Annotated in this window: 18 protein-coding genes; 7 read left to right on the top strand and 11 right to left on the bottom strand. The window is 71.2% G+C overall.

Features of this window, described 5'->3' with window-relative positions; translation table 11 throughout:
- Nucleotides 1-4: 4 nt before the first annotated feature.
- From ACZ6X9_RS13975 to ACZ6X9_RS13960, 4 genes are all read right to left on the bottom strand, one after another.
- Nucleotides 5-253 carry an acyl carrier protein gene (locus ACZ6X9_RS13975; protein ID WP_469778225.1) on the bottom strand — a complete coding sequence of 83 codons (249 nt, stop codon included), beginning with the start codon at nt 251-253 and terminating at the stop codon, nt 5-7.
- Between the two features lie 108 nt (nt 254-361).
- Nucleotides 362-1,378 carry a beta-ketoacyl-ACP synthase 3 gene (locus tag ACZ6X9_RS13970; RefSeq protein WP_469778224.1) on the bottom strand — a complete coding sequence of 339 codons (1,017 nt, stop codon included), beginning with the start codon at nt 1,376-1,378 and terminating at the stop codon, nt 362-364.
- Nucleotides 1,379-1,390: 12 nt separating this feature from the next.
- Nucleotides 1,391-2,350 (bottom strand): ACP S-malonyltransferase, encoded by a 960-nt coding sequence (locus ACZ6X9_RS13965; RefSeq protein ID WP_469778223.1) that lies wholly within the window; start codon nt 2,348-2,350, stop codon nt 1,391-1,393.
- 98 nt (nt 2,351-2,448) lie between these two features.
- Nucleotides 2,449-3,624, bottom strand: a complete 1,176-nt coding sequence (locus tag ACZ6X9_RS13960; protein WP_469778222.1) for a PucR family transcriptional regulator — start codon at nt 3,622-3,624, stop codon at nt 2,449-2,451.
- Nucleotides 3,625-3,681: 57 nt separating this feature from the next.
- Here ACZ6X9_RS13960 and ACZ6X9_RS13955 point away from each other — a divergent pair, with 57 nt between their 5' ends.
- On the top strand, nt 3,682-4,386 hold the full coding sequence (locus tag ACZ6X9_RS13955; protein WP_469778221.1) for a pirin family protein: 705 nt from the start codon (nt 3,682-3,684) through the stop codon (nt 4,384-4,386).
- A gap of 139 nt (nt 4,387-4,525) precedes the next feature.
- Here ACZ6X9_RS13955 and ACZ6X9_RS13950 read toward each other — a convergent pair whose 3' ends face one another.
- Entirely contained in the window at nt 4,526-5,344 is an 819-nt protein-coding gene (locus ACZ6X9_RS13950) for a serine hydrolase domain-containing protein (protein ID WP_469778220.1), read from the bottom strand.
- A gap of 138 nt (nt 5,345-5,482) precedes the next feature.
- On the opposite strand from ACZ6X9_RS13950, the gene ACZ6X9_RS13945 reads away from it, so the two are divergent.
- Nucleotides 5,483-5,944 (top strand): MerR family transcriptional regulator, encoded by a 462-nt coding sequence (locus tag ACZ6X9_RS13945; protein ID WP_469778219.1) that lies wholly within the window; start codon nt 5,483-5,485, stop codon nt 5,942-5,944.
- Here the strand turns inward: ACZ6X9_RS13945 and ACZ6X9_RS13940 are convergent.
- From ACZ6X9_RS13940 to ACZ6X9_RS13920, 5 genes are all read right to left on the bottom strand, one after another.
- A complete protein-coding gene (locus tag ACZ6X9_RS13940) occupies nt 5,908-6,585 on the bottom strand; it encodes a response regulator (RefSeq protein WP_469778218.1) in 678 nt (225 codons plus the stop codon). The two genes, ACZ6X9_RS13945 and ACZ6X9_RS13940, sit on opposite strands and share 37 nt — an antisense overlap.
- Complete coding sequence (locus ACZ6X9_RS13935; protein ID WP_469778217.1) at nt 6,582-7,814, bottom strand: sensor histidine kinase; 1,233 nt, start codon at nt 7,812-7,814, stop codon at nt 6,582-6,584. The genes ACZ6X9_RS13940 and ACZ6X9_RS13935 overlap by 4 nt, the downstream gene beginning before the upstream one ends.
- A gap of 104 nt (nt 7,815-7,918) precedes the next feature.
- Nucleotides 7,919-8,788, bottom strand: a complete 870-nt coding sequence (locus tag ACZ6X9_RS13930; RefSeq protein ID WP_469778216.1) for a DUF4429 domain-containing protein — start codon at nt 8,786-8,788, stop codon at nt 7,919-7,921.
- An 84-nt stretch (nt 8,789-8,872) separates the two neighbouring features.
- Nucleotides 8,873-10,099: an alpha/beta hydrolase gene (locus tag ACZ6X9_RS13925; protein WP_469778215.1), complete on the bottom strand. Its 1,227-nt coding sequence runs from the start codon at nt 10,097-10,099 to the stop codon at nt 8,873-8,875.
- 186 nt (nt 10,100-10,285) lie between these two features.
- Nucleotides 10,286-10,984: a TetR family transcriptional regulator gene (locus tag ACZ6X9_RS13920; RefSeq protein WP_469778214.1), complete on the bottom strand. Its 699-nt coding sequence runs from the start codon at nt 10,982-10,984 to the stop codon at nt 10,286-10,288.
- A gap of 117 nt (nt 10,985-11,101) precedes the next feature.
- Between ACZ6X9_RS13920 and ACZ6X9_RS13915 the strand changes: the two genes are divergently transcribed.
- Nucleotides 11,102-12,697, top strand: a complete 1,596-nt coding sequence (locus ACZ6X9_RS13915) for an MFS transporter (RefSeq protein WP_469778213.1) — start codon at nt 11,102-11,104, stop codon at nt 12,695-12,697.
- 100 nt (nt 12,698-12,797) lie between these two features.
- Here ACZ6X9_RS13915 and aceE read toward each other — a convergent pair whose 3' ends face one another.
- Nucleotides 12,798-15,530, bottom strand: coding sequence for a pyruvate dehydrogenase (acetyl-transferring), homodimeric type (gene aceE, locus ACZ6X9_RS13910; protein ID WP_469778212.1), 2,733 nt, complete (start codon nt 15,528-15,530; stop codon nt 12,798-12,800).
- A gap of 471 nt (nt 15,531-16,001) precedes the next feature.
- On the opposite strand from aceE, the gene ACZ6X9_RS13905 reads away from it, so the two are divergent.
- From ACZ6X9_RS13905 to ACZ6X9_RS13890, 4 genes are all read left to right on the top strand, one after another.
- Nucleotides 16,002-16,424 carry a DUF3052 domain-containing protein gene (locus ACZ6X9_RS13905; RefSeq protein ID WP_436781903.1) on the top strand — a complete coding sequence of 141 codons (423 nt, stop codon included), beginning with the start codon at nt 16,002-16,004 and terminating at the stop codon, nt 16,422-16,424.
- A gap of 222 nt (nt 16,425-16,646) precedes the next feature.
- Nucleotides 16,647-17,105 carry a peroxiredoxin gene (locus tag ACZ6X9_RS13900; protein WP_004946731.1) on the top strand — a complete coding sequence of 153 codons (459 nt, stop codon included), beginning with the start codon at nt 16,647-16,649 and terminating at the stop codon, nt 17,103-17,105.
- 130 nt (nt 17,106-17,235) lie between these two features.
- Nucleotides 17,236-17,811, top strand: a complete 576-nt coding sequence (locus ACZ6X9_RS13895) for a TerD family protein (RefSeq protein WP_469778211.1) — start codon at nt 17,236-17,238, stop codon at nt 17,809-17,811.
- Nucleotides 17,812-17,956: 145 nt separating this feature from the next.
- Nucleotides 17,957-18,532, top strand: coding sequence for a TerD family protein (locus ACZ6X9_RS13890; RefSeq protein ID WP_469778210.1), 576 nt, complete (start codon nt 17,957-17,959; stop codon nt 18,530-18,532).
- The last annotated feature ends 127 nt before the right edge of the window (nt 18,533-18,659 follow it).

Below are 18,659 nucleotides of genomic sequence, written 5' to 3'. Positions count from 1 at the left end.
GGGATCAGGCCTGGTGCTTGGCGATGTAGTCGGCCGCGTCACCGACCGTCTTGAGGTTCTTGACGTCCTCGTCGGGGATCTTCACGTCGAAGCGCTCCTCGGCGGCGACGACGACCTCGACCATGGAGAGCGAGTCGACGTCCAGGTCGTCGGTGAAGGACTTGTCCAGCTTGACGTCCTCGACCGGGATGCCGGCGATCTCGTTGACGATCTCGGCGAGGCCCTTGAGGATCTCTTCCTGCGTGGCGGCCATGGTGGCGCTCCTTTTAATTGTGCGGTGGTTCTGGAAAAACTGCTCAGGGAACTGCTGTGGAGAGCTCCCGCACCGTGGTCGGCTGGTGCCGTTCCGTGCGGATCTCGCCTAGGGGAGGGTAACGACCGTCGCGGCGAACACGAGACCCGCCCCGAAGCCGATGAGCAGCGCGGTGTCGCCGCTCTTCGCCGCTCCGGTGGCCAGGAGACGCTCCATGGCCAGCGGAATGGAGGCCGCCGAGGTGTTCCCGGTGGTCTCCACATCCCGGGCGACCACGACATTCTCCGGCAGCTTCAGCGTTTTGACCATCGAATCGATGATCCGCATGTTCGCCTGGTGCGGAATGAAGACGTCCAGGTCGTCGGCGGTGATCCCGGCCTCGTCCAGCGCCTGCTGGGCGATCTTCGCCATCTCGAAGACGGCCCAGCGGAACACCGCCTGGCCCTCCTGCGTGATGGCCGGGAAACGCACCTCGGTACGGACCTCGGAGCTCTCGCGGTAGACGTCCCACGGCAGGTTCTGCCGGATGGTCTCCGACTTGTCGCCCTCCGAGCCCCACACCGTCGGGCCGATGGCCGGCTCCTGGGCCGGGCCCACGATCACGGCGCCGGCGCCGTCGCCGAACAGGAACGCGGTGGAACGGTCGTCCAGGTCCGTCAGGTCCGACAGCCGCTCGACGCCGATGACCAGTACGTACTCGGCCGAGCCGTCCGTGACCAGGCCCTTGGCCATGGTCAGGCCGTAGCCGAAGCCCGCGCAGCCGGCGGAGATGTCGAAGGCGGCCGGCTTGCCCGCGCCGATCCGGTGGGCGATCTCGGTGGCGATGGCCGGGGTCTGCTTGAAGTGCGACACGGTCGAGACCAGCACGGCACCGATCTGCTCCGGGGTGATCCCGGCGGCGGCGATGGCCTTGCCCGCGGCCTCCACCGACATGGTGGCCACCGTCTCCTCGGGGCCGGCCCAGTGCCGGGTGGCGATGCCGGAGCGGGAACGGATCCACTCGTCCGACGAGTCGATGCGCTTGAGGATCTCCTCGTTGGGCACCACGCGCACCGGGCGGTAGCCGCCGACGCCCATGATGCGCGCGTACGGCGCGCCCTTGGCGGCCTTGATCTTGGCAGTCATGTCCGGGGCTCCTTACGCGGCCGAGGAATCGGCGGCGGCGTGCTCGGCGATCAGCTCACGCGCGGCGTCGAGATCCGCCGGCGTCTTGAGGGCCAGCGTCTTCACACCGGGCAGGGCCCGCTTGGCGATGCCCGTCAGGGTGCCGCCGGGGGCCGCTTCGATGATCGCCGTGACGCCCAGCTCCTTGAAGGTCTCCATGCACAGGTCCCAGCGGACCGGGTTGGCCACCTGGCCGACCAGCCGCGCCACGACCTCGGCGCCGCCCGTCACCACCGCTCCGTCGCGGTTGGAGACGTAGCGGGTGCGCGGGTCGGCCGGCTCCAGCTCGCGGGCCGCGGCCTCCAGGGCGGAGACCGCCGGGGCCATGTGCTCGGTGTGGAAGGCGCCCGCGACCTTCAGCGGCACCACGCGGCGGGTGCCCTCGGGCTTGTCCGCGGCGAGCGCCGCCAGTTGTTCCATGGTACCGGCGGCGACGATCTGACCGGCGCCGTTGACGTTCGCCGGGGTCAGGCCGAGCTTCTCCAGATGCGGGAGGACGACGTCGGCCTCCCCGCCCAGCAGTGCCGACATGCCGGTCTCGGTGACCGCGGCGGCCTCGGCCATCGCCAGACCGCGCTTGCGGACCAGCAGCATGGCGTCGCGCTCGGACAGCACGCCCGTCAGCGCGGCGGCGGCGAGCTCGCCGACGCTGTGACCGGCGGCGGCGCCCACCTGCCGGGCGACGGCGGCGGTGAGGTCGGGCCCGGGGAAGAGCTGTCCCGCGGACACCAGCGCGGCGGCGACCAGCAGCGGCTGGGCGACGGCGGTGTCACGGATCTCTTCCTCGCCGGCGTTCGTGCCGTAGTGGACGAGGTCCAGGTCGATGGCCTCCGACCAGCCCCGCAGGCGGTCGGCGACACCGGGAAGGTCGAGCCAGGGGGTCAGGAAGCCGGGCGTCTGAGCGCCCTGGCCGGGAGCGACGAGTACGAGCACCCTCACACTCTCTCTCGTGGACGGGTTCGGCCACCCGTGGGGACAGGGACGAAGAACCGTCAGGGGAATTGTTTACGTTCCACAAAAGCCTACGGCTGTCACTCCGTGTCGGCCAGACGCCCCAGGATCAGCGCGATGCGCAGCGTGAAGGCCGAACGGACGTCGGAAGGCGACCATCCGGTGACGTCCGTCACACGTCGGAGCCGGTACCGCACGGTGTTTGGGTGGACGAACAGCATCCGCGCCGCACCCTCCAGACTGCTTGCCTGTTCCAGGTAGACGCTCAGCGTCTCCAGCAGTGCGGAACCCGCCTCCTCCAGCGGTCTGTAGATCTCCTCCACCAACTGCACCCGCGCCACAGGATCACCGGCCATCGCCCGCTCCGGCAGGAGATCGTCGGCGAGCACCGGACGGGGGGCGTCCGGCCAGGCCTGGCACGCCTTCAGGCCCGCGGCGGCGGCCTGCGCGGACCGCGTGGCCGCCAGCAGGTCCGGAACCACAGGACCGGCCACCACCGGGCCCGCGGCGAACGGCCCGATCAGCGCCTTCGCCGCCTGCAACGGGTTGTCGCTGCCCCCGGCGATCACCACCAGGCGGGTGCCCAGCACCCCGGTCAGCACCTGGAGCTTGGCATGCCGGGACGCCCGCCGGATCGCCTCCACGGTCAGCTCGCTGTCGCCGTTCGGCGCCGTCCCCAGCACCACCGCGACATGCGCCGGCGAGTTCCAGCCAAGCGCCGCCGCCCGGGACAGCACCCCCTCGTCCGCCTCGCCCGACAGCACGGCGTTGACCACCAGCGACTCCAGCCGGGCGTCCCAGGCGCCGCGCGCCTCCGCCGCCTGCGCGTACACCTGAGCGGTGGCGAAGGCGATCTCCCGGGCGTAGACGAGCAGCGCCTCCCGCAGCGCCGACTCGTCACCCGGCGCGGCGACCTCGTCGATCGCCGACTCCATGACCTCGATCGTCGTCCGGACCATCTCCACGGTCTGGCGCAGGGTGATCGCCCGGGTCAGCTCGCGGGGCGCGGTCCCGAAGACGTCCGTACTGATCGCCTGCGGGGTCTCCGGATGCCGGAACCACTCCGTGAAGGCCGCGATACCGGCCTGGGCCACCAGCCCGATCCACGAACGGTTCTCCGGCGGCATCGCCCGGTACCACGGCAACTGCGCGTCCATCCTCGCGATGGCGGCGGCGGCCAGGGTCCCGGACGACTTCTCCAGGTTGCGCAGGGTGGCGCTGTGCGGATGCGGGGGGCGAGCGGCGGTTTCAGGCACGGGGACAAGCCTGCCCTATTCGGGTACGCCTCGGGGCGGCCGGGCTACCGTAGCCCGATGATCGACGCGCGGATCCAGGTGTGGCGGGCGGCGGAACGGTATCGCGGAGGCGACCCGGAGGCCGGCATCGAGACGCGGCACGCGTTCTCCTTCTCCGGTTTCTACGACCCCGACAACGTGCGCTTCGGCCCGCTGATCGCCTGCAACGAGGAGTCGCTCGCGCCGGGTGCGGGGTTCGACGAGCATCCGCACCGGGACGTGGAGATCGTCACGTGGGTGGTGGAGGGGGAGTTGACGCACGAGGACTCGGCCGGGCATGTCGTGACGGTCCGTCCCGGTGACGTGCAGTGGCTGAGTGCGGGGGCCGGTGTGCGACATGTGGAGCGCAATGCGGCTGGTGTGCCGGTGCGGTTCGTTCAGATGTGGCTTGATCCGGTCGAATCCGGCGGGACGCCTCAGTACCGGGTGACGCGCGGGGTGGCGGACGGGATCGTGTGCGCCATGCCGGGTGCCGCGCTGCACGTCCTGCGCCCGGGAGCCGGCGAGCGGGTCGCCTTGCCTGCGGCGGAGTGGCTGTACGCGCACGTGGTGCGGGGGGTTGTGCGGGTGGGGGAGTACGAGCTCGGGGCTGGGGACGCGGCTCGCGTGCGCGATGCTTCGGGGTTGGATGTGGTTGCGGTGGGGGGAGGGGCTGAGGTTTTGGTGTGGTGCCCCGGTCCCTCCCCTTCGCCGATTCCCGGGGCTCTGCCCCGGACCCCGTGAAAGCGGCTTCGCCGCTTGTCCTCAAGCGCCGGACGGGCTGATACAGCCCGTCCGGCGCTTGAGGACAACCGCGCGAAGCGCGGTTTCGGGGGTGCGGGGGCGCAGCCCCTGCAAGAAACGGGAAAGGGCGGGGTTGGGGCTACTTCCCACCCAGCTCGGCCAGGACCGCGTCCGACAACGCCGGCCACACCTCCACCGCCCACGCCCCGAAGTCCCGGTCCGTCAAGGCGATGCACGCCGCCCCCGCCTCCGGGTCGACCCACAGGAACGTCCCGGACTGCCCGAAGTGGCCGTACGTACGAGCCGAGTTGCGGGCACCCGTCCAGTGCGGCGACTTCCCGTCCCGCAGCTCGAACCCCAACCCCCAGTCGTTGGGCCGCTGATGCCCGTAGCCGGGCAGGACCCCGGTCAGACCGGGGAAGACGACCGTCGTCGCCTCGGCCAGCGTCTCCCCGGAGAGCAGTCGCGGCGCCTGCAACTCCGCCGCGAAGCGGCAGAGATCGCCGACCGTGGAGACGCCGTCCTTGGCCGGGGAGCCGGGGAGATCGGTGGCGGTCATGCCGAGGGGTTCCAGGACCGCCTGGCGGAGGTAGTCGGTGAACGGGATGTCCGTCGCCTTGGCGATGTGGTCGCCGAGTACCTCGAAACCGGCGTTGGAGTAGAGCCGCCGGGTGCCGGGCTCGGCCGCCGGGCGGTGTTCGTCGAAGGCCAGGCCGGAGGTGTGTGCGAGGAGGTGACGGACCGTGGACCCGGCGGGGCCGGCCGGTTCGTCGAGCTCGATCGCGCCCTCCTCGACGGCGATCAGCGCGGCGTAGGCGGCGAGCGGTTTGGTGACCGAGGCCAGGGCGAAGCGGTGCGCGGTCGGTCCGTGCGTCCCGGCCACCGTCCCGTCGGCCCGTACGACGGCCGCCGCGGCGGTCGGCACCGGCCAGTTCTCGATCTTCCGCAGGCTCTCCATGAGCACGAGCCTAACGCGCTCCGCCGGTCCAAGATTCCGTCAAGGATCCGGGGGCGCGGAGTGTGGGGCACCGCTTCGGCGTTGCCCAGGGGTGAACAGGGTGCCGGAAGGGACCGTTGGTACACGAGGGGGAGCCGTATGACCGTCATCGACACCACACCGGCCGAAACCGGGCGCCGCCCCCGGGGACGCGGCCGGTACACGATCGGCGAGGTGGCCGCGTACACCGGACTGTCCGCCCACACGCTGCGCTGGTACGAGCGGATCGGGCTGATGCCGCACGTCGACCGCTCCCACACCGGGCAGCGCCGGTACACCGACCGCGACCTGGACTGGCTGGACCTGGTCGGCAAGCTGCGGCTCACCGGCATGCCGGTGGCGGACATGGTCCGCTACGCCGAGCTGGTGCGCGAGGGCGAACACACGGTGGCCGAGCGCGAACGGCTGCTGAGCGCGCACCGGGAGGACGTCCGGCGGCGGATGGCCGAGCTGCGGAGCACGCTCGACGTCCTCGACCACAAGATCGACCGGTACGCGGAGGCCCGGCGGGCCGACGAGAGCCGCTACGCCGCCCCCGGCTTCACCAGCCCCGACTCGTAGGCGAAGATCACCGCCTGGGCCCGGTCCCGCAGCCCCAGCTTGGCCAGCACCCGGCCGATGTGCGTCTTCACCGTCTGCTCGGCCAGCACCAGCGACCCGGCGATCTCCTGGTTGGACAGCCCGCGGGCGATCAGCTCCAGCACCTCCGTCTCACGCGGCGTCAGCCCCTTCAGCCGCAGGGAGCGGTCCCGGCGCGGGGCCGGCCGCTGCCGGGCGAAGTCCGCGATGAGGCGGCGGGTCACCGACGGCGCGAGCAGCGCCTCGCCGGCCGCCACCACGCGGACCGCCGAGATGAGGTCGGCCGGCGGCGCGTCCTTGAGCAGGAAGCCCGAGGCGCCGGCGCGCAGCGCCTCGTAGACGTAGTCGTCCACGTCGAAGGTGGTCAGCATCAGCACCTTCGGGCGGTGGACGACGCCGGCCGGGGGGTCGAGGAGGCGGCGGGCGGCCTCCAGCCCGTCCATCTCCGGCATGCGGACGTCCATCAGCACCACGTCCGGGTGCGCGGTGCGGCTCAGCTCCACGCCCCGGACGCCGTCGGGGGCGTCCCCGACCACGTCGATGTCGGACTGGGCGGCGAGCAGCGCGGCGAAGCCCGCCCGCACCATCGCCTGGTCGTCGACGATGATCACCTTGATGGTCATGCGGCCGGGGATTCCTTCGCTGTCGGTTCGGTGAGGGGGGCGGGCACGTCCGCCGTATACGGCAGCCGGGCGGCCACGCGGAAGCCGCCGTCCGGCAGGGGGCCGGTGTCGAGGGTGCCGCCGACCAGGCGCACCCGCTCGCGCATGCCGACCAGGCCGTGGCCGGTGCCGGTGGTCTCCAGCGGGACGTGCGGGCGGTCGGCGGGCGCGTTGACGACGAGGACGGTCAGCCCCTCGTCGTCCGCCGTGACCGACACCCGGGTGTCGGCGCCCGGCGCGTGCCGGACCGCGTTGGCCAGGGCCTCCTGGACGATGCGGTACGCGGACAGGTCGACGGCCTGGGGGAGCGACTCCGGCGCCGCCTCCCTGTCGAGCGTGAGCTCCACCGGCTGCCCGGCCCGGACGGTCGCCTCGACGAGCTGCCCGACCCGGTCGACGCCCGGCTGCGGAGTCCGCTCCGCGCCGCCCTGCCCCGCGTCCTCGCTGCGCAGCACGCCCAGCAGCCGGCGCATCTCGCTCAGCGACTCGCGCGCGGTGGCGGCGATCGTGCCGAACTCCTCGGCGGCCTCCGGCGGCAGGCCGGCGAGGCGGTAGGGGGCGCTGTCCGCCTGCACGGTGATCACCGACATGTGGTGGGCGACGACGTCGTGCAGCTCGCGCGCGATCCGCGCGCGCTCCTCCAGCAGCGTGCGGCGGGCCCGTTCGGCCTCGCTGATCGTCGCTTGCTCGTCGAGGGCGCGCTCGGCCCGCTTGCTCCTCTGCAACGCCGCGCCGAGCAGCAGCAGCGTGCCGCCGAGCAGGGTGACGATCAGCCAACTGCCGTTGCTGCGCCGCGGGTCCGACGCGTCGAAGCCGTAGCTCAGGGCCGTGTAGGCGGCCCAGACCGCCAGCATGGCGCGGGGGCGGGAGCGCAGGCCGAGGAAGAACATCATCGGGAGGAAGCCGACGAGAAGGGTGGGGGGCCAGGGCCAGACGCCGTTCGGCGACGCCCCCGGGGGGATGGTCAGGGCGGATGCCGTCGCGGCGGTGAGGGTGATCGCCCAGGCGGGGAGGGGTCTGCGGACGGCGAGGAGGAGGGGGCCGATCTCCAGCGTCGCGTAGACCAGGGCGAGGCCCGGGTGTACGCCGTAGTCGTTCGGGAGGATCGTGGCCGTGACCGGGAGGAGGATCGCGGTGAGGAGAGCTGTGAAGGCGTAGGGGAGGTGGGGGCGGAGCGAGGCTTTGGGCATGGCTTGCTCAGGGTAAGGGGAGGCGGGTGGGGCGCCCACTCCAGCCCGTCCGGCGTTTGAGGACCTCGCGGCGAAGCCGCGATGCCCGGGGTCCGGAAGCACCCCTAAAGCTCCGCCAGCAACTCCGCCTTCTTCGCGCTGAACTCGTCATCCGTCAGCAACCCCGCCGAATGCAGATCCCCCAGATGCCGGATCCGCTCCGCGATCGCCCCCGGATCCGGCCGGGCCGCCGCCGCGGGCGAGGCGGGATGGGCGGGCATGCCGGAGGAAGCGGCCCGTACCGCGTCGAGTACCGCCGCCGCGAACGGCAGTGATTCGTGGACGGGCCCGTACCCCATCCCGAAGACCACGGACGCGGGGTCCTGATCGGGCTGGCCCGCCGCGGACCGCTCCGGGTCGCGGAGGACCAGCCGCAGGTGGCCGCCCATGAGGTCGGGCGAGCGCCACTGGACGTCGGCGAGCTCGCCGACGGAGAAGCGCTGGTCGCCGGCCTTCCACTTGGCGGAGGTCGCGCCGGACCAGAACCAGCGGAAGGCGACGGTCCGGCCGTCGAAGGAAGCGCGGCCGTCGTACGCCTTGAAGGAGCGCGGCGGCTCGGGAGCGACGACGAGCGGGCGTTCCACGGGCTCGGCCGCGCGTGCGGGGAGCAGCGCCCGTATCTCGTCGGCGTAGTACTCGGCGAGGGTGGCGCGCTCGGCCGGCAGGACCAGCCGGTAGGGGTCGGTGCCCTCCTTGAGCTGGCCGTCGGCGGCGTCCATCAGCGGATCGGCGCCGGGCCGGGGCACGGCGCGCAGCACCACCGTGCCGCGTCTGCCGGGGCCCTGTTCGACCGCCGCGAGCGCCTCGTAGGGGATGCGCCGTTCACCGAGCGCCTGGAGCAGCTTCGGTGTCCGGATCCCCCGTTCGAAGCGGATGAGCACGGAGTCGGTGTCGAACTCCCAGACGGTGTGGAAACCGGCCAGCACATCACCCATGCGGGTCATCGTATGCGGCGCCCGCCCGCGCGTCCCCCCTCCGGTGCTACGCGCGTCATGCCGGGCCCGGCCGGGCCCGGGGCGTCAGCGGAGCGGGGCGGTGCCGGCGGCACAGTCGGTGTCGGACGGGGAGCAGCGGATTCCGCCGGTGTCCCCGGTGCCGAGACGGGCGAAGTTGGCGAGGCTGACGGTGCCGGGCTCGAAGTAGCCGGCGTGGCCGTCGGCGTCGGCGGCGGACAGCAGGCGGGCGCCGAAGCCGGAGGAGACGGGGTCGGCGCCGTGCCCGAGGCCGCCGACCTCCAGGTGGGGGATGTCCCTGATCCAGTCGTCGGCGTCCCGCATGGCCCATATCCGGGCGCTGGTGTGCAGCTCGGAGACGCGTCGGGCGCGCATGCCGGGGCTGCCGGCCACGGCGATGTCGGTGACCCGGGGGTCGAGGTCGCGGGCGGCGACGCCGCACACCACCGAGCCGTAGCTGTGGCAGAAGAGGGAGACGGAGGAGTCGCCCGGCAGCCCGCGTACCAGGGCGCGCAGGCGCAGCGCCCCTTCGGCGGCGAGCTTGCCGGTGGCCGCGTCGACCCCCACCCCGGCGGGGGAGGTGTAGTCGGCCCAGGCGATGACCGCGGTGCGGGTGGCGGGGCGGAGGCTGCGCTCGGTGGTGTAGAGGGCGTCGGCCATTCCGGCGGGGGCGGCGTACGGACGTCCGCTCTTCTCGAAGGTGAGGACGTTCGTATCGACACCGGGCACTACGACGGAGACCCGCTCGGCGTGGGCGAGGTCGCCGAGGACCTCCGCGACCCGGCCGGTGCCGCCGGGGTCGAAGGCGAGGACCTGCCGCCCGCGGGAGAGCAGCGAGTCGAAGCGGTGCATGCGCCGCTTGGCCTCGTAGCGGCCGGCCGGGGTGAGACCGCTGTCGTGGGTGCGGCGTTCCTCGACCGTGCGGGCCTGGGTGAGGGCCGCCCGGTTGGCGCGGTACCGCAGGGACAGCGGGGCGCCGTTGAGGTTGCCGACGACGAGGGGGTAGCGGTCGGCGAGCCGGTCGCGGTCGGTGCCCGAGAGCGCGGCGAAGAAGCGGGCGAGCACGCCCGGTTCCGCGTACGGGGAGGGCAGCGGGTGACCGGCGATGCTGCCGTGCAGCCAGGCGGTGAGCGCCGCCCGGCGCGGGTCGGCCGCGCCGCGGCCGCGGACGGCCGTCCAGCCGGTCGTGGCGAGCATGACGAAGACCACGGTGAGCGCCAGCAGCGCGCGCCAGACCGTGGCCGTGTTCGTCCACGGCGAGGAGGGGGAGCCGAGCCCCGGGAAGGAAGTCACCGCGGACCACCCTAGGAGAAAGGGCGGCGCGTCCGCCAAGACAGTGACAGGGATCACGTTTGATCGCGAGTGACGCTGGACATACGTGCGCTGCCTCACTCCGGCCGGTGCCGTACTCCGGCGGCCGGCGTCGCACTCCGGCGGGCGGCGCACTCCGGCCGTCGGTGCCGCGTTCCGGCCGCCGTCTCACTCCGGCCGGTGCCGCACCCCGTCCCGCGCCTCGCTCCGCCCCCGCCAGTCGTCCGTCAGGGCCGGGCCGAGCAGGCCGAGGTAGTCCGTGACCAGACGGAGCAGATCGTCCAGGTCGCCGTCCTCCTTCTCGCCCCAGACCCGGGACGCCGCCCGCAGGACCCCGCTGCACGCGGCCACCAGGACCCGCGGCCGGGGGTCGGCGGCCAGGTCGACGCCCTCGCGGCGGGCGATCTCCGCCGCCAGCCGGTCCTCGAAGTGGCCGAGCCGGCGCAGCCGGGCGGCCAGCAACTGCGGAGTCGACTCGATCATGCGCTGGGTGTGCAGGTGCAGTTCGAGGGGGACGACGGCCTGGATGGCGCCGCCCATCGCGTCCCAGGTCGCCATGGCCGCGTTGCACATCGCCGTGAGCGGCGGCTCCTCCGGCGGGCGGGTCTCCAGCGCGGCGAGGGCCACCGCCTCCTCCACCTCCTGGAGGGCGAGCGCGACCTCCTCCTTGTTGGCGAAGTAGCGGAAGAAGGTGCGCTGGGAGACGTCGGCGGCCTCGGCGATCTCGTCGACGGTGGTGCCGTCGTACCCCTGGCGGGCGAAGAGCTCCAGGGCGCACCGCGTCAGGGTGTTCCGTGTCCGCTGCTTCTTGCGTTCCCGCAGTCCGGGGAGCGCTTCACGCTCCGCCACGCCGTCGATCGCCTGCATGGATCCCTGCCTCTGCTCGGTGTTTGCGCTGGTCAGAATAGTGCTCTGGACAAGTTGTCAGATAACGACTCATGAAGTCGTTTGTCAATTGTCAGCACCTGCCATAATCTCGAATCCATGACGTCTCAGACCACCGTCGCGGACGCGACGCCGCCGGACCTCGGGCCCCGGAGTGGACTGCGGGGACATCCCTGGCTGACTCTTGTGACGGTCGCGATAGGCGTGATGATGGTCGCGCTCGACGGCACGATCGTCGCCATCGCCAACCCGGCCATCCAGAAGGACCTGGACGCTTCGCTCGCCGACGTCCAATGGATCACCAACGCCTACCTCCTCGCCCTCGCGGTCGCGCTGATCACGGCCGGGAAGCTGGGCGACCGCTTCGGGCACCGCCTGATCTTCCTCATCGGTACCACCGGATTCGCCGCCGCCTCGGGACTCATCGCCCTCTCCGGAAGCGTGTCGATGGTCGTCGCCTTCCGGGTGCTCCAGGGCCTCTGCGGCGCGCTGCTGATGCCGGCCGCGCTCGGCATGCTGCGGGCGACCTTCCCGGCCGAGAAGCTCAACATGGCCATCGGCCTCTGGGGCATGGTCATCGGCGCCTCCACCGCGGGCGGGCCGATCGTCGGCGGGCTGCTGGTCGAGCATGTGAACTGGCAGTCCGTCTTCTTCATCAACGTGCCGGTGGGTGCGCTCGGACTGGTCCTGGGCCTGGTCATCCTCAAGGACCACCGGGCGGAGAACGCCCCCCGCTCCTTCGACCTCCTCGGCATCGCGCTGCTGTCCGGCGCGATGTTCTGCCTCGTCTGGGCGCTCATCAAGGCGCCCAAGTGGCAGTGGGGCGACGCCAAGACCCTGATCTTCCTGGGCGTGGCGCTGGTGGGCTTCGTCGCCTTCGTCCTCTGGCAGAACCGGGTGCGCGAACCCCTGCTGCCGATGAGGCTCTTCCGGTCCGTACCGCTCTCCGCCGGTGCCGCCCTGATCGTCCTGATGGCCTTCTCCTTCATGGGCGGCCTCTTCTACGTCACCTTCTACCTGCAGAACGTGCACGGGATGACGCCGGTCGACGCGGGCCTGCACCTGTTGCCGCTCACCGGGATGATGATCGTCGCGTCGCCGGTGGCCGGTGCGCTGATCGGGCGGATCGGGCCGCGGATCCCGCTGTTCGTGGGCATGGTGTGCACCGCCGTGGCCTGCTTCGGCATGTCGGCCCTGGAGGTGGACTCCGGCACCGGCCTGATGTCCGTCTGGTTCGCCCTCTTCGGCATCGGCCTGGCCCCGGTCATGGTCGGCGCCACCGAAGTGATCGTCGGCAACGCCCCCCTGGAGCACGCGGGCCTGGCCGGCGGCCTCCAGCAGGGCTCGATGCAGGTCGGCGGCACCTTCGGCACGGCCGTCCTGGGCGCCGTCATGGCCTCGCGCGTCGGGCACGAACTGCCGGAGAAGTGGGCCGACGCCGGGCTGCCGCCGCTGACGAAGGAGCAGAAGGACGCGGCCTCCGCCGTGGTGGAGGTGGGCGTGCCGCCGGTGCCCAAGGGCACCCCGCCGGAGATCGCCGGGAAGATCACCGGCGCCGCGCACGAGACCTTCGTCTCCGGGATGAGCACCTCGTTCGTCGTCGCCGGCTGTGTCGCCGCCGTCGCCGCTCTGCTCGCGCTGCTCACCCGGCGCGGCGAAAACGCCGAGGCCGCCCAGGGCGCCGCCCACATCTGAGCCGCGCGCCGTCGCCCCTCACGAATAGCCCGAACGAGCGAAGGGGCCCCGGCCGGTTCTCACCGGCCGGGGCCCCTTCACGCGTTCCGAGGGACGGCGCTTACGCGTCGCCGCCCGCGGCGCCCGGGTCGGCCGCCGCCACGTCGAGCAACTGGTAGCGGTCGATCGCCTGCTTCAGCGCCGAGCGGTCGACCTTGCCCTCCTTGGCGAGCTCGGTGAGCACGCCCAGGACGATCGACTGCGCGTCGATGTGGAAGAAGCGACGGGCCGCGCCACGGGTGTCCGCGAAGCCGAAGCCGTCGGCACCCAGCGACTGGTACGTGCCCGGCACCCAGCGCGCGATCTGGTCGGGAACGGCACGCATCCAGTCGGACACGGCCACCTTCGGACCCTCGGCGCCGGCGAGCTTCTTCGTCACGTACGGGACGCGCTGCTCCTCCTCCGGGTGGAGCAGGTTGTGCTCCTCCACCGCGATGGCGTCACGGCGCAGCTCGTTCCAGGAGGTCGCCGACCAGACGTCCGCCTTGACGTTCCACTCCTCGGCGAGGATCTTCTGGGCCTCGAGCGCCCACGGCACGGCCACGCCGGAGGCGAGGATCTGCGCCGGGATGGCGCCGGCCTCGCCCGCCTTGTAGCGGTACAGACCCTTGAGGATGCCCTCGGCGTCCACGTTCTCCGGCTCGGCCGGGTGCTGGATCGGCTCGTTGTAGACGGTGAGGTAGTAGAAGATGTCCTCGGCGTTCTCGCCGTACATCCTCCGCAGACCGTCCTGCACGATGTGCGCGATCTCGTAGCCGAACGCCGGGTCGTACGCGACGACGGCCGGGTTGGTGGAGGCCAGCAGGTGCGAGTGGCCGTCCGCGTGCTGGAGACCCTCACCCGTCAGGGTGGTCCGGCCGGCGGTCGCGCCCAGGACGAAACCGCGCGCGAGCTGGTCGGCCATCTGCCAGAACTGGTCACCGGTGCGCTGGAACCCGAACATCGAGTAGAAGACGTAGATCGGGATCAGCGGCTCGCCGTGCGTGGCGTACGCGGAACCGGCGGCGATCAGCGACGCGGTGCAGCCCGCCTCGGAGATGCCGTCGTGCAGCATCTGGCCGGTCGGGGACTCCTTGTACGCGAGCAGCAGCTCGCGGTCCACGGCCTCGTACTGCTGGCCCAGCGGGTTGTAGATCTTCGCCGAGGGGAACAGCGAGTCCATGCCGAAGGTGCGGTACTCGTCCGGGGCGATCGGCACGAAGCGCTTGCCGATCTCCTTGTCCCGCATCAGGTCCTTGAGCAGGCGGACGAACGCCATGGTGGTGGCGATCGACTGCTGGCCGGAGCCCTTCTTGATAGGCGCGTAGGCCTTGTCGCCGGGCAGGTTCAGCGGCTTGGAGCGCACCACACGGGTGGGCACGTAGCCGCCGAGCGCCTTGCGGCGGTCGTGCATGTACTGGATCTCCTCCGAGTCGCGACCCGGGTGGTAGTACGGCGGCAGGCCGGACTCCAGCTCCTTGTCGGCGATCGGGATGTGGAGGCGGTCCCGGAAGCGCTTCAGGTCCTCGACCGTCAGCTTCTTCATCTGGTGGGTCGCGTTGCGGCCCTCGAAGTTCGGGCCGAGCGTCCAGCCCTTGACCGTCTGCGCCAGGATCACGGTCGGCTGGCCCTTGTGGGCCTTGGCCGCCGCGTACGCCGCGTAGATCTTCTTGTGGTCGTGACCGCCGCGGCCCAGGTGCAGGATCTGGTCGTCGGTCATGTTCTCGACCATCTTGCGGAGACGGTGGTCGTCGCCGAAGAAGTGCTCGCGGATGTACGCGCCGGTCTCCGTGGCGTACGTCTGGAACTGGCCGTCGGGGGTGCTGTTCAGCTTGTTGACCAGGATGCCGTCGCGGTCCTGGGCCAGCAGCGGGTCCCAGGAGCGGTCCCACACCAGCTTGATCACGTTCCAGCCGGCACCGCGGAACTGCGACTCCAGCTCCTGCATGATCTTGCCGTTGCCGCGCACCGGGCCGTCGAGGCGCTGCAGGTTGCAGTTGACGACGAAGGTCAGGTTGTCCAGGCCCTCACGCGCGGCCAGGGACAACTGGCCGAGCGACTCGGGCTCGTCCATCTCGCCGTCGCCCAGGAACGCCCAGACGTGCGACTTGGAGGTGTCGGCGATGCCGCGCGACTCCATGTAGCGGTTCATCCGGGCCTGGTAGATCGCACCCAGCGGGCCGAGGCCCATGGAGACGGTCGGGAACTCCCAGAAGTCCGGCATCAGGCGCGGGTGGGGGTACGACGACAGGCCGTAGGGGGCCTTCGACTTCTCCTGGCGGAAGGCGTCGAGCTGCTGCTCGGAGAGTCGGTCCAGCAGGAAGGCGCGGGCGTAGACACCCGGCGAGGCGTGGCCCTGGAAGAAGATCTGGTCGCCGCCGTCGCCCTCGTCCTTGCCCCGGAAGAAGTGGTTGAAGCCCACGTCGTAGAGGGAGGCGGAGGAGGCGAAGGTGGCGATGTGACCGCCGACGCCGATCCCCGGGCGCTGGGCACGGGAGACCATGACGGCCGCGTTCCACCGGGTCGCGTTCAGGACCTTGCGCTCGATCTCCTCGTTGCCGGGGAAGAACGGCTCGTCCTTGGTCGCGATGGTGTTGACGTAGTCCGTGCTGCGCATCTCGGGCACGGCCACACGCTTCTCGCGCGCCCGTTCGATCAGGCGAAGCATGAGGTAGCGGGCACGTTCCCGGCCTCGCTCGTCGACGGCCGCGTCGAGCGAGTCGAGCCACTCCTGGGTCTCTTCGGGATCGAAGTCCGGGACCTGGCTGGGAAGACCGCCAATGATGATCGGGTTGCGATCGGATCCGGAAGCCACGCTGTTCCTTCGCTGTTCGGGTGTGTCGTGCTTTGCACGCAATCGTTGCTGCGCGCGCGGTCACATGCTGTCTTCGCTTATGTCGCGCCGGCTCCCATCGTGGACCGCTGCGACGGAAACGTCATCTCTACTGGGCGGTAACCACCACTCGGTAGACGAAGCGTCGGAGGGCGGCCGCAACGCGGCGGCCAAATCGCAACCATACGCCCCCAATGGGGGTCCCCCGCGTACGGCCGTTCGGCCCCGACCGCCGCGATCCCAGGGAGTAACTTCGCAAACCCGGCGGAACGCTGTGGCGTGAATCACTCGCGGCTGCTGCCTCATGGTGGGAGTTGCCATGAGACGTCAACGTTTGGGAGGGATCGCTGAGCGGGTACTTGCGCGATCCGTCCGGCACGTGTGGACTACGCCCAATGCCTCGCGTACGCGGGGGGCACGACAGCATTCTCGAAAGATGACAGGAGGCAATCCGTGAGCGCGACCGCGGACCACGCGGAGGAGCGGACCAACCCCGCCGCAAGGCTGGGTTTCGAGCCCGGACAGGTGGTCCAGGAGATCGGTTACGACGACGACGTCGACCACGATCTCCGTGAAGGTATCGAGTCCCTCATCGGCCAGGACCTCGTGGACGAGGACTACGACGACGTGGCCGACGTCGTCCTGCTGTGGTTCCGGGATGAGGACGGAGACCTCACGGACGCGCTGGTGGATGGCATCGGCCTGCTGGAGGACGGCGGCCTGATCTGGCTGCTGACCCCCAAGACCGGCCGCGACGGCTACATCGAGCCGAGCGACATCTCCGAGGCCGCCCAGACCGCGGGCCTCTCCCAGAGCAAGAGCATCAGCGTGGGCAAGGACTGGACCGGCACACGCCTGGTGACCCCCAAGCGCTGATCCCGGCTCGCCGGCCCATCCCGGCCCTTCCCGGCCCTTCCCTGCCGTTTCGCGGCAGTTTCGCGGCCGTTTTCGCCCCACCGCGCCCCCGGCGGCCTCGCTGCCGGGGGCGCCGTGCGTTCCCCCGGGACGGCAGTGACAGACTGGCCGCCTACCCGCGCCGGTGGCCGGGGCCCGCGCACCGCGGACCCGGGGCCGGCCCGCCGAGAGAGGGATGCGACCATGGCGATCGACGTCGGCACCGAGGCCCCGGACTTCGCGCTGAAGAACCAGCACGGCGAGACCGTCCGCCTCTCCGACTTCCGGGGCGAGAAGAACGTCGTCCTGCTCTTCTACCCGTTCGCCTTCACCGGCGTGTGCACCGGCGAGCTCTGCGCCCTCCGCGACGAGCTGCCGCACTTCGTGAACGACGACGTCCAGTTGCTCGCCGTCTCCAACGACGCGCCGTTCTCGCTGCGCGTCTTCGCCGAGCAGGAGAAGCTGGACTACCCGCTGCTCTCCGACTTCTGGCCGCACGGCGAGGTCAGCCGCGCCTACGGCGTCTTCGACGAGGAGAAGGGCTGCGCGCTGCGCGGCACCTTCATCATCGACAAGCAGGGCGTCGTCCGCTGGACGATCGTCAACGGGCTGCCCGACGCGCGCGACCTGAACGAGTACACCCGGGAACTGGCCGCGCTCTGACGCGAGACCCCTGACGCAAGACCCTGTAATCGGTGGGAACCGGTCACTAGGATCCGTACGTTCACCGGATGCCATCGCACAACCGGGGGCAGGGCCGGCCGGCCAGGCCCCTCGAACCTATGGAGGACTCGTGGGAGTCAGTCTCAGCAAGGGCGGCAACGTCTCGCTGACCAAGGCAGCCCCGAACCTGACCGCGGTCATCGTCGGTCTCGGCTGGGACGCCCGTACCACCACCGGTACGGATTTCGACCTGGACGCCAGCGCGCTGCTCACCAACGAGCAGGGCAAGGTCGCGAACGACCAGAACTTCGTGTTCTTCAACAACCTGAAGAGCCCCGACGGTTCGGTCGAGCACACCGGCGACAACCTCACCGGTGAGGGCGAGGGCGACGACGAGGTCATCAAGGTCAACCTGGCCGGCGTCCCCGCCGATGTGCACAAGATCGTGTTCCCGGTCTCGATCTACGACGCCGAGAGCCGCCAGCAGAGCTTCGGCCAGGTGCGCAACGCGTACATCCGCGTCGTCAACCAGGCCGACAACACCGAGCTGGCCCGCTACGACCTGAGCGAGGACGCCTCGACCGAGACCGCCATGGTCTTCGGCGAGCTGTACCGCAACGGTGCGGAGTGGAAGTTCCGCGCCATCGGCCAGGGCTACGCCTCCGGCCTGCGCGGCATCGCGCAGGACTTCGGCGTCAACGTCTGACCGACGGCCCGGCCGCCCGCGCGGCCGCAGCGGCTCACCTCCGGCGCCGTACTCCCGTGTTCAGGCAGTCCGTCCTGGGCAGTTCCGGGAGTACGGCGCCGGACGTGCGCGGCGACCTACGTTCAACTCGGGGAGGAACAGGACCATGGGTGTCACGCTCGCCAAGGGAGGCAATGTCTCCCTCTCCAAGCACGCGCCGAACCTGACCGCCATCGTGGTCGGTCTGGGCTGGGACGCCCGCACCACCACCGGTGCGGACTTCGACCTGGACGCCAGCGCCCTGCTGTGCGCCTCCGGACGGGTGCTCGGCGACGAGTACTTCGTCTTCTACAACAACCTCAAGAGTCCCGAGGGTTCGGTCGAGCACACCGGCGACAACCTCACCGGTGAGGGTGACGGCGACGACGAGACGATCCTGGTCGACCTGGCCAAGGTCCCGGCGTCCTGCGACAAGATCGTGTTCCCGGTCTCCATCCACGAGGCCGACCTCCGAGGCCAGAACTTCGGCCAGGTCAGCAACGCGTACATCCGCGTGGTCAACCAGGCGGACGGCTCCGAGCTGGCCCGGTACGACCTGAGCGAGGACGCCTCCAGCGAGACGGCGATGATCTTCGGCGAGGTGTACCGCTACGGCGGCGAGTGGAAGTTCCGCGCGGTCGGACAGGGGTATGCGTCGGGCCTGCGGGGGATCGCCCTGGACTTCGGCGTCAACGTCTCGTGAGCCACGCCCGGTGAGCGCGGGCGCACACGGCGTGGTCACGGGAGCCCCTGTGGCACCGGGCGACGCCGCGCGCGCCCGCAGGTCGGCCCTCCCGGCTGCGGGGCGGGCCCTCTAGACTGCGTGGTCA

Source organism: Streptomyces sp. NPDC052910 (genome assembly GCF_055585605.1).
The sequence above is the reverse complement of the archived record's forward strand: the minus strand, read 5'-3'. Positions and strand labels throughout refer to the sequence as shown.